Annotated in this window: 8 protein-coding genes and 1 tRNA gene; 5 read left to right on the top strand and 4 right to left on the bottom strand. The window is 39.0% G+C overall.

Translation table 11 applies throughout. The annotated features are described in order from the left end of the window. Window positions 1-2: 2 nt before the first annotated feature. Both DYI03_RS01730 and DYI03_RS01725 read right to left on the bottom strand, forming a co-directional pair. A complete protein-coding gene (locus tag DYI03_RS01730) occupies window positions 3-1,103 on the bottom strand; it encodes an endonuclease/exonuclease/phosphatase family protein (RefSeq protein ID WP_021669712.1) in 1,101 nt (366 codons plus the stop codon). Between the two features lie 44 nt (window positions 1,104-1,147). Further along, complete coding sequence (locus DYI03_RS01725; RefSeq protein WP_004356602.1) at window positions 1,148-2,095, bottom strand: rhomboid family intramembrane serine protease; 948 nt, start codon at window positions 2,093-2,095, stop codon at window positions 1,148-1,150. 386 nt (window positions 2,096-2,481) lie between these two features. On the opposite strand from DYI03_RS01725, the gene DYI03_RS01715 reads away from it, so the two are divergent. Further along, window positions 2,482-2,757: an HU family DNA-binding protein gene (locus tag DYI03_RS01715; RefSeq protein ID WP_004356604.1), complete on the top strand. Its 276-nt coding sequence runs from the start codon at window positions 2,482-2,484 to the stop codon at window positions 2,755-2,757. A 352-nt stretch (window positions 2,758-3,109) separates the two neighbouring features. On the opposite strand, the gene DYI03_RS01710 is transcribed toward DYI03_RS01715, so the two are convergent. Both DYI03_RS01710 and DYI03_RS01705 read right to left on the bottom strand, forming a co-directional pair. Then, window positions 3,110-5,113 (bottom strand): KUP/HAK/KT family potassium transporter, encoded by a 2,004-nt coding sequence (locus DYI03_RS01710; protein ID WP_021669716.1) that lies wholly within the window; start codon window positions 5,111-5,113, stop codon window positions 3,110-3,112. A 227-nt stretch (window positions 5,114-5,340) separates the two neighbouring features. Next, window positions 5,341-8,157, bottom strand: coding sequence for a M16 family metallopeptidase (locus tag DYI03_RS01705; RefSeq protein WP_021669717.1), 2,817 nt, complete (start codon window positions 8,155-8,157; stop codon window positions 5,341-5,343). Window positions 8,158-8,606: 449 nt separating this feature from the next. Between DYI03_RS01705 and DYI03_RS01695 the strand changes: the two genes are divergently transcribed. The 4 genes from DYI03_RS01695 (at window position 8,607) to DYI03_RS01680 (ending at window position 11,458) form a co-directional block, all read left to right on the top strand. Next, a tRNA-Leu gene (locus DYI03_RS01695) sits at window positions 8,607-8,688 on the top strand. Window positions 8,689-8,925: 237 nt separating this feature from the next. Then, complete coding sequence (locus DYI03_RS01690) at window positions 8,926-9,846, top strand: hypothetical protein (RefSeq protein WP_021669719.1); 921 nt, start codon at window positions 8,926-8,928, stop codon at window positions 9,844-9,846. 124 nt (window positions 9,847-9,970) lie between these two features. Continuing rightward, window positions 9,971-10,264, top strand: coding sequence for a helix-turn-helix domain-containing protein (locus tag DYI03_RS01685; protein WP_007174946.1), 294 nt, complete (start codon window positions 9,971-9,973; stop codon window positions 10,262-10,264). Between the two features lie 3 nt (window positions 10,265-10,267). Next, window positions 10,268-11,458, top strand: coding sequence for a primase-helicase family protein (locus DYI03_RS01680; RefSeq protein WP_021669720.1), 1,191 nt, complete (start codon window positions 10,268-10,270; stop codon window positions 11,456-11,458). Window positions 11,459-11,548 lie beyond the last annotated feature (90 nt).

Below are 11,548 nucleotides of genomic sequence, written 5' to 3'. Positions count from 1 at the left end.
TTTTAAGGTTTTGGGCGATATTTTAACCACACATATATTGGATAGTGGTCTGAATTTGTTATTTTGTCATCTACTTTTGCACCATAAGGGACAAAATCATCGGAACAGAAAATGTTGTCAATCCTCACGTACATTCCACTTTGATGGTAAGAAATGCCAGGTCCATTTCCAGAAGCTACATAGCAATCGGTCAGCCCTTCAGAGATGGTTCGCCGTGCATAGCTTATCGGACTATCATTGAAATCACCACAGAGAATAACGGGAATTTTCTTATCCAAATAGGTTTTCACATATTTTGCAACGATTTCGACTTGTTGAGCGCGTATTTTTGCAGCTGTTCCAAGTTTATCTAAGAGGCGTTCACTTCTATCTTTTGTTTTATTTCCCTTAAAAGGTGATTCCACCATACGCTTGTATTCTGCTTTGTCTTCACTGCTTAAATGATTGCTTTCCAAATGATTATTCACCAAAAGCACGTCTGTTCCGTTGTAATCTAAAATATAAGCCATGGTAATATTGCCTACCGATTGATACTTAATTTGCTCCTTTTTTTTAATTGGGAACTTACTTAAAACCATCATGTGTTGGTTTCCAGGCGAATGGGCGTGTAGTATATGATAGTAGGGATATTTTGAAACTAATGCCTCATAAACATTTCTTCCACCTGCTTCGCTAACATCCGTTTCTTGCAAACAGACAATATCAGCGTTGCTTTGTTGAATATATTTTATGATAGGATTATTAGAAAGGTCTTCCAAATCCCATGGAGAAAACATGTAAACATTGTAAGAAAGCACTTTAATAGCCCTTGCAGGGTGTTCCTTTGTGATATTAAAAGGAGTGTATTTCCTGATTGGCACATAACAAATGAGAAGTCCTAAGACTGGCAACCATATTGTTCGAAGACGCACGCATACCCAAAAGAGTAAAAACAGAAGATTAATAACCAATAAAACTGGAAAAATTAAGCCTAAACACGATAACCATGGGTGTTCGGAAGGGTGCAGTCTGTCCACATTGCCCACTAAAAACATCGCTAAAATGGCGATGATATTGGCAACAAAAGCTAACCAATAGGCAGTGTGTTTAATTCTTTTGACCATTTTTTTTACTTCACCTTATTCCTTGGAAATTTCCCCCTTCTCTTCTATTTACTACTATCAAATAGCTTTTGCTTTTCTTCTTTGCTCAAGCTGTCATAACCATTTTTACGAATCTTATCGAGTATTTGGTCTATTTCTTCTTGTTCTTGCTTCTTCCTTGCATTGTATTCCCAATCGCTTTCAGTTCGTGTTTTCTGCTCGTTTCGGGTGGTATTCTGTGTCCAACCATTTGTTGTTCGCTGACTATGTGTTGAGTTTCCTCTTCGATTCTCCCAATTTGTACGCATATTGTCAAAGAATTGTCGCCCATTTCCCCCAAACGAATTATTATTGTAAGGACGTTTGCGCCAATATCTTATCAGAATATAACCGAAGAGCATACCTCCCAAGTGAGCCAAATGGGCTACACCATCGTTGCTTGTCGCCATTGCCGAGAACAATTCCATCGCAATTGAACCCATGATTATCCACTTTGCTTTCAGCGGAATAGGGATAGGAATGATGAACATTCGTTCGTTTGGGAACGTCAAACCAAACGCTAACAACACGCCATAAACCGCTCCAGAAGCACCAACTGTAGTCCATAAATTCAAATAACTATCCATTGATATGCGCCCCATTTCCGTTGCAACGTATTGATAAGCACTCAATCCTTCATACATATAAGTGCCATATTGCGCCAATTCCTGACAAATACCTGCCCCAATACCACACACCATATAATATAAAAGGAACTTTTTACCGCCCCAAACATTTTCCATGACCATGCCAAACATCCACAGCATGAACATATTCATTAGAATGTGCATGAAGCCACCATGCATAAACATGTAGGTAACCAACTGCCATAGGTGAAAATCTTCCGAGAGAAAGAAGTGCAACCCCAATATATTATTCAAATCAATCCCCATTCCTCCCAATAAAATGCTTGCCACAAAGGCAATAACATTAAGGAGAAGCAAATTTTTTGTTACAGTTGGTATATTACGCATTTTAAATAACTTTTCGTTTTATAGAAACATTTTTCTGTTCCTCATCTTTTTATACAACAAAAATAGTGCCAACGAGTGCAAAAAAATATTTTTCAATTTGCCGAATGTAGCAATATCTTCTATAAAGTCAATGCTCAAATATTGCATATATCCCCCTAATTCAAAAGAACTATAAGACATTGCACCGCTCCAAGCACTTTTTCTTTGTGCTGCAAAAATACTATTTTTTTCCATTATATGACATATTTTCAGGCAATAACGGACTTTTTTTACCAAAAAGTTTAGATTTCTTTGCTTTTTTATTTGTTTTATGAAAGTAAACAAGTATATTTGCAAAAACGTTGAAACATTTTTTTAGTAAATTATAAATCAATAATTCAAGAATTATGAACAAAACAGAACTTATCGAGAAAATCGCAGCTGGCGCAGGTTTAAGCAAGGTTGACGCAAAAAAAGCATTAGATGCAACTACTGCAGCCATTAAAGAAGCACTTGTAGCAGGTGATAAAGTTCAATTGGTAGGTTTCGGTACTTACTCAGTAACAGAACGCCCAGCACACGAAGGTATTAATCCTGCAACTAAGGAAAAGATTCAAATCGCAGCTAAGAAAGTTGCTAAGTTCAAGCCAGGAGCTGAACTCGCTGACGCTGTAAACGCATAATAATACAGCAACCCAATATAAAAAGCGATACCTCTCTATTTGAGGTGTCGCTTTTTTATATTCTCAGTTTAGTTTGTAATGATACGGAAAATGAAAGCGGCTGTTTTGAGGTGCAAAATAGGCTGTTTTGAGGCGCAAAAGCGGCTGTTTTGCGTTGGAAAGTGGTTTGATAGGAATATTGTCGAATGCCGAGCGGTGGCAAATATGGATTTGGAATTTGCAGAATAGAAAGATTGAGTTTATGGAATTGGGGATTTGAATTTGTAAAAGGAGGCGATTAGCAGATGGTATAATACACCAAACGGAGTTAAGCGGTATGGCTTAACTCCGTTTGGTGTATTATTTTATAGGCTTAAATGCCTTGTATGTCTTCTTCTATTGGGTCAAGATTGGTGATGCGCACTGGTGAAATGGTGTGCGCTGTGGACTTTACGGGAATGTTGAGTGGCACGTTTTCTACAATTACATTGCTGGTATCGAGTCCCAAGGAGCGCGAAACGTTAATGCGCATCTTGCCAATGATGCTATAAAGGTTCATGATGAAATGTTCCTTCATAGAGTACATGTTGAGCGCAACGTAAATACGATTGATAAGCACAAAGATGAAGTTGGCTGGAATGTTGTGCTTTTCCAATGACGGATAGCAGCTATCGAGGGTGAACTCGCCATTTTGCACCAACTCTTCAATGATTTGTCGGAAATAACGGCTCACGAATGGGTGAACACGGAAACCTAATTTCAAGTTAATTCGATACAAAGTATCTGGCACGAGGGTGAAAAATTCGTATGCCAACGTTGATGGTTCGTCTTGATAATCAATGTGCAAAAGAATGTAATGGTCGGCTCGCATGGGGTGTTTATTGATGATAGAATAGAGTATTTTTTGCTCTATTTCGTACTGCCCTGCCAATTTGCTGAGGAAAACCATATTGGTAGCAAACTTAGGAATGGACTTATCGTTCTTTATATCCGATATGATTTTGTATTGTTCGCGCACGTCCATACTGTTCACTTGGCGGCTTCTGAGCTGTTTACCATTGTGCCAAACATACATTACAAGGAAGAGTAAGCTGGCAATAAGCACTGTTACCCAACCGCCATGGAAGAATTTGAACATGTTGGCGGCACAGAAAATGCTTTCTAAACCAATGAAAATAATTCCGAAAAGCGCAATGACAAACTTATTAACGGCTTTCTGTGAGAGGTAAGCCAAGAGCAAAAAGGTGGTCATCAGCATGGTTATGGTAATGGAAAGACCATAGGCTGCTTCCATGTTTTCAGAACTTTGGAAGAACACAATAACGATGATGCAAAGCACCAAAAGGGCAGAATTGACCATCGGTATGTAGAGTTGCCCTTTTAATTGCGTTGGATATTTTATTTTAATGCGGGGCCAAAACTTCAAGTTCATGGCTTCGCTAAAGATTGTAAACGACCCACTGATGAGTGCTTGGCTCGCTATGACAGCGGCAATGGTTGCCATGACTATGCCAAAGAATAGGATTCCGCGCGGAATAATGGCATAAAAAGGATTGATACCTGGCGTTACAGCTTCTGGATTGCTGATAATCCATGCGCCTTGACCTAAATAATTCAACACAAGCATGGTTTTTACAAACACCCAACTAACACGAATATTCTTTATTCCGCAGTGTCCTAAGTCGGAATAGAGGGCTTCTGCTCCCGTAGTACAAAGGAAAACTGCTCCAAGAATGATGAACCATTCAGGACTTTGTATCAATAATTCTAAGGCATAATAAGGATTGAATGCTTTTAAGATGAGCCAATAGTCTGAAATATGAATGCTGCCTACAAATCCCATCATTGCAAACCAAACCAACATTAAAGGTCCAAAAAACTTACCAATGGCACGTGTTCCAAATTGTTGGATAAAGAAAAGCACAGAAATAATGCACAAACAAATAGGGATAACAGGCGTTTCGGGTTCGTAAGTCTTTAATCCCTCGATTGCCGAAAGCACTGTAATAGAAGGCGTTATTACTCCGTCTGCCACCAAAGTACTTGCTCCAATTATGGCTAAGAGATACAGCCATGCCTTGCTTCGCTTGCGAATGAGCGCATAAAGGGCTAATATTCCACCCTCGCCACGGTTGTCTGCTCTCAACGCAATGAGTACATACTTCACAGTTGTCTGCAAAGTTAGCGTCCAAATGATGCACGATACCGCCCCAATAATATAGTTAGGGTCGAACACATTGCCCGCTCTCACGATTGCTTTCATTACATATAAAGGTGAAGTACCAATGTCGCCATAAACAATACCTAACGTTACAACAACTCCAATCAGGCTAAGCGATTGAAAATGTTTCTGCTTTGAATTACATTCTGATGTCATTTTTTTATCCTTATAAAACGTGTGCAAAGGTAATAAAAAAGTGGAATATGCAAACTTTAAGGCAGATAAATTATGATTACAGCCATAATTTATCTTTTTCAACTCGAAGGATAAAAGAAAATACCCCCACGAGAGCAAATGCAATCGTGGGGGTATTTATTTGTATTTTAGGTAATTATCTTCACTCAGGGCGAGTTTGATTTACCTAAAATAAATTATGTTCTTGCTTATTTAGCAGGTGTCATTACCACTTCAATTTGGTTGCCTGATGCGAGCAAGCTCTTGAAGAAGTCGGCAATCTTTTGTGTTGTCAAACCTTCGACAGCAGCTTTATAGCCTGAATACATATCAACGTTGTTCCAAAGGTAATCGTCAATGATGCCAATCCAATAGCCATTTGTCTTCATGCGAATGTCTATTTGCTTGAGCATAAAGTCCTTCACCTTTTGAAGTTTGTCTTCGTCCACCTTGATAGAGTTATTCTTGATACCGTCGTTCAAGAGTTTCACAGCCAATTCAGCCTTGTTAGGGTCCATAGGGCATTGTGCTTGAATAATAGCAATCACATTATTGCCACGCTTAGCAAGAACACCACTTGCACCAACAGAGTAAGCTGCGCCTTGGTCTTCACGAATATCCTTCAAGTAAACCATTGAAAGGATTTGTCCAGCAGCATCAATCAATACATCGTTTTCAACGTTATATTGACTTGGTTTGCTCCAGAATTCGAAACTTTGCGCCTTTGGAGTTTCTGATTTCATTGTAAAGTGGTTCTTAACCTTACCCTTTGCAAACATAGGAATTTCCTTCCAATTTTCTACCTTACCCTTTGGTAAGCAACCAATGTACTTTTCAATTAAAGGACGGATAGTGGTTTCATCATAATTACCAATAATTGTGAAAATGAATTGTCCAGGGTTTGCGAAACGTTCTTTCCACATTTGAAGAATGCGGTCGTAGTTTACTCCGTTCAATGTCTTCACACTAAGTGGTTGATGACGTGGACTATTGCCGAAAAGTGTAATGGTTACAGAATCGCCGAATACGCTTTCTGGCGAGAGGCTCTTATGCTTCAATGCTTCTTCGTATTGCTTCATCATTGCATCATACGATGCTTGGTCTTTCTTAACATTGGTGAAGTTGAGGTAAACCAATTGCATCATGGTTTCAACATCCTTTGGGATAGCATGACCAGAAACAGATTGCTTGTAAGTATCGAGCGAAATGCTTGCCCCAGCTTGTTTGCCATAGAGTGCCTTAGTAAGTTCTTGGTTAGAGAAATTGCCCAATCCACTGGCACCAATTACACCATCAAAGAAAGTGATATTGTCGTAATCGCCCTTTCCATAAAGGCTGTTACCACCCTTAGAAGAACCAAAGAGGCGTACTTCGTTGGCTTTATAGTCAGTCTTTTTCAAGATGACGCGTGCGCCATTGCTCAAAATAAGTTCCTTGTAACCGAATTTCTTATTTTCAGTTTCCTTAACAATCTTACCAGCCTTTGGCAATTTTGTTTCATCAACCAATGGTTCGCTCTTTACGTTATCAACGTATGCTTCAATCTTTTCAGCACGAACGTCCTTGATAGCCTTTGCCATTTCGTCTTCAGTAACATAGTCCTTACCAGCTTTTTCTTGTGTAAAGATGTAAGCTACGAGGTTGCTATCATTGTCAGAGATAAGTTCCTTAACATATTCGTTTACTACTTGGTAGTTGAGTGCAGGCATTTCGATGAATTGCTTCATGATTTTGTACTCATCTTCGATAGTTGGAATAGGCTCATTCTTCAAGAAGTGGTCGCGCAATTCATCGCCATACTTGTTGTTTGTAATCTTATCACGGTTGCTGTAAGATGATTCAAGTTGTGAAAGATATTCAGCTTTCATACGTTCGAACTCTGTTGGAGTGAAACCATATTGGCGTACTCTTTGAGCTTCACGATATATAGCCTTGAATGCTTCCAAGTCTTTACCTTCTTTAGCTTGTGCACTTAATGTGAAAGCATCCTTTGTGCTTGAGAGCATGAATCTTCCATCATATCCGTATGCGCTTGTGAAAGGACATTCTGACTTTTGTTTCATTTCTTCCAAACGTTGGTTGAACATCATGGAAATCATGTTCTTCATGTAATTGTCGATATAGTAAGCCTGATTTGATTTCATTTCATCAGGGAAAGCATCGTGCTTCATCATAATGCTGATAGTAGCGTTTTGCATTTCCTTATCCTTGTCGAAAACAAAGATAGGCTCATCGTTGTCAGCCACTTCAAGTTTGGTTACTTGAGCTGCATTAGCAGGAACAGTTACGTTAGCCCAAAGTTTCTTGATTTGAGCTTCTGTGTGGTCTACATCAATATCGCCCACTACGATAATACATTGGTTGTCTGGACGATACCATTTCTTGTAGTAATCGCGCAAGGCTTGATATTTGAAGTTATCAACCACGCTCATCAAACCAATAGGCAAGCGCAAACCATATTTATTGTTAGGATACATCTTTGGCAAAGCACGGTCGTAAATACGCATAATAGCATTTTGACCCAGTTGCCATTCTTGGTGAATCACACCACGTTCCTTGTCGATTTCCTTATCAGCAAGCGTAAGACCATTTGACCAGTCTTTCATAATCAACAAGCAAGAATCTAACGCTGTTTGATTCTTTGTAGGTACGTTGCACACACGATAAACCGTTTCTTCGATTGAAGTGTATGCGTTAAGGTCGCTACCAAACTCTACGCCCAAAGAGCGAGTAAATTCTAATAAAGTAGAATCTGGGAAATTCTCAGAACCATTGAATGCCATGTGTTCCAAGAAGTGAGCCAAACCACGTTGGTTTTCTTCTTCCTGAATAGAACCAACACGCTGCGCAATGTAGAAGTTGGCAACTTTTTCAGGCCAATTATTACGCAAAATGTAATAAGTCAGACCATTGCTGAGCTTACCTTGCCTCACGTTTTTGTTCACAGGAATAGAACCAAACTGCTGTGCATTAGCCAATCCTACAACAAAGAGTAAAGCAACTAAAAGAAAGTGTCTTAGTCTCATTTTAATTCGTTATTTTAAAATTTGAATTGATTATCTATTCGCAAAGGTAAGTAAAATCCTGTAAATAAATCACTTTTTTACTATTTTTTCGTTCCTCTACAATATTTTCGTAATTTCTATGAGTTGGAAAACAGAATATAATGTAAGAACATGCAACAAGAATGAAATTGCTAAAGTGTTATTTTTAAGCAAAATACTATTTAAAAAGAATGAACCATATTTTACGCTTTTAACTTTTACTACCCCTTTTCCACCTACAGAATCATTTTTATTACACATTAAAACAGATCTTTTTAATTCCTTCAAAACCATCGAATTTTCCATTTTAAACAACATTCTAAGCCTTTAAACCCAACATCTACACAATTAACCACAATATTTTTATCAAAAAATTTGCTTTTTCCATATTTTCTATATACCTTTGCACCGCTTAATCAAAAAGGCATTAAGCCCAGATGGCGGAATAGGTAGACGCGCTGGTCTCAAACACCAGTGGAGCAATCCATCCCGGTTCGAGCCCGGGTCTGGGTACCGCAAATCCCTTGTAAGTCATTGATTTACAAGGGATTTTTCTTTTTCGATGCGTACTAAAAGTGTACTATATAACAATACAATGAGAAAGGTGTACTTTTATAGTTTCTCGTCACTCAGATTTATATTTAATTAACGACAACTCTTCCCTTTTATTCTGTTTGTTTCCCTTTCTTGGCTTTTTCTCCAACGAATGCCCTATCTTTGTAAACAGTACCCACCATAGAAAATTACAAAATGGAAAATGACAATCTAAAGATACAGCTTGACAGTATTCAACGAATATTAAACTACTGCATTACTCAGACCTACAATGTGCTCATTGGAAATATTCTGAGGAAGAAGAGTTGCATAAGCAATATACAGCTCAAAGAGATTTTGCAAAAAGAATATATCCGAATAACTGACGAACTTTCTTCCATTTATCAGAATCATCCTACTCTTACATGTGTAGAGGAGTATTACAACGATGATGACTTTTTGTGGGAAAGCACTTTCTTTGAATCACTGACCAAAGAACAAAAACAGAAATATACCTCCTTCTCCATTTCTTTATTTGAATATGCCAAGTACATTGAGGAACACACCGTATATAATGATGTTCTACCGATGTTCTCGTATCTTGTTGATGCGATTCTATATGAGCGATACGCAAAATATCTCATGGCAGAAATAGAAAGAATTGAATTGACAGAGGTACAAACCGATCGGACTCGCTCTTCAGTCTTGATAAACGACGACCCATGTAAGCAGAAAAAGAAACCGGTCATCATTGGTAAAGGAACAAATCCATTTCAATCTGATTTTACAGATGAGCAAATTGAGGTTCTAACCACTTGCATCAACGAAATTCAATTATTCACTACTCGCATATCTCCCAAGATACTTAAAGACTTTTTTGCTTGTAAACTAAAAGGTGTTCTGAAATCAAACAATAACCGCCAACTGGCATATCTCATGCAAAGTCTTAATCTTCGAGGGTTCATTACTGATGAATGGCAATCTGCGATTGCTCGTAATGAACTTGTCTTGGGGAAAACAAAAGATACGCCACTGACACGCACCGACCTTTCCACTGCAACAGATCAAATCAATATGAAGCAGCCGAAAGGATGGGAAACCATTGATAACTACATCAAACAACTGAAAAAAGGTTGAGCATAGATTGACACCTCAAACATCGCTCAACGCCATTTACTTTTATCGTTTCTAATTTTGCCATCGTTAACAAATAATTAGCGAAGGTGCACCTTCATATTGTTTAATTCAAAATGTTTACAATATGGAAAAAACATTAGAAACCCGAGTTGAAGAACTCGAACAAATGGTATTCATGAATAAGAATGTGCTGAGTTTTGAAGAAGCCAGCAGGTTCTTAAACCTCTCAAAGAGTTATCTCTACAAACTCACATCGGGTAATCTGATACCGCATTACAAACCACAAGGCAAAATGCTTTACTTTGAGAAAGCAGAACTTGAAGCATGGCTACGCCAGAATCCCATTAAAACTTCTGCGCAGATAACGCAAGATGCACAGCGGTATATCATGGGCAACAAACCTTTAATGCAGAAGTAGTTCATGGCACAAGAAGAATTTATCCGTGTTGGCACGACCTTATACAAGATCGTGAACCAACCACGCATCAATGGCGGTTTCGTCAAGAAGCGTATCGTATGGAACAACGAAACGCTACGGCAAGACTATGGCAAGGACTTCATTGCCACTGTACCGAAGTATGATGGTTTCTGTACTGTTCCTAACCATGTGAATTATCAACCAGTTATTGACAAGTTTCTCAATCTCTACGAGCCAATAGGACACCAACCAAAAGAGGGAGAGTTTCCGCACGTTGAATCCCTTATAAGTCACATCTTCGGGGAACAATACGAGCTGGGTATGGATTATTTGCAGTTGCTCTATCTACAACCCGTGCAGAAACTACCCATCCTCCTAATGGTGTCAGAGGAACGCAATACTGGGAAGAGTACATTCCTCAATTTCCTTAAAGCCGTTTTCCAGAACAATGTAACTTTCAACACTAACGAGGATTTTCGCAGTCAGTTCAATTCGGATTGGGCAGGAAAGCTGCTCATTGTTGTGGACGAGGTATTACTCAACCGCAGGGAGGATAGTGAACGGTTGAAAAATCTCAGTACAACGCTTTCCTATAAGGTGGAAGCAAAAGGCAAAGACCGAGATGAAATCTCCTTCTTTGCCAAGTTTGTGCTCTGTTCCAATAACGAGTTACTCCCTGTCATCATTGACGTGGGAGAAACCCGATATTGGGTCAGGAAGATAGAACGTCTTAAAAGCGATGATACCGACTTTCTGCAAAAGCTGAAAGCCGAAATTCCAGCCTTTCTCTATTTCCTACAGCACCGCACATTATCTACTAACAAAGAGAGTCGTATGTGGTTTGCACCCAAGCTGACCTTTACGCCAGCCTTGCAACGTATTATCCGTAGTAACCGAAACAAGATTGAGTTGGAAATGTCCGAACTCTGTTTGGAAGTGATGGATCAGATGACTGTTACCGAGTTTTCCTTCTGTATCAATGATATGGTGTGCTTGCTGAACAACACTGGATGCAAGGCTGACAAGAGCCAAGTCCGCAGGATAGTGCAGGATATATGGAAACTCACTCCTGCATCCAACACGCTGACGTATCTAACCTATCAGATAGACTATAACAGCTTGCGGAACTACTCACCCATCAAACGGACTGGTAGGTATTATACCGTAACCAAAGAACAACTCGCGAACATTTAATCATTATTTTGATGAAATGATGAAAGAAGCATATAAATTCCTGATTGGCAACATCTTGCTCATTCATCCTTTTGCTCATCAGTATAAAGG

The organism is Prevotella disiens, assembly GCF_900454955.1.
In the GTDB taxonomy this organism is placed as follows: domain Bacteria; phylum Bacteroidota; class Bacteroidia; order Bacteroidales; family Bacteroidaceae; genus Prevotella; species Prevotella disiens.
Note: the sequence above shows the minus strand (reverse complement) of the source record. Positions and strands in the feature narration are given on the sequence as shown.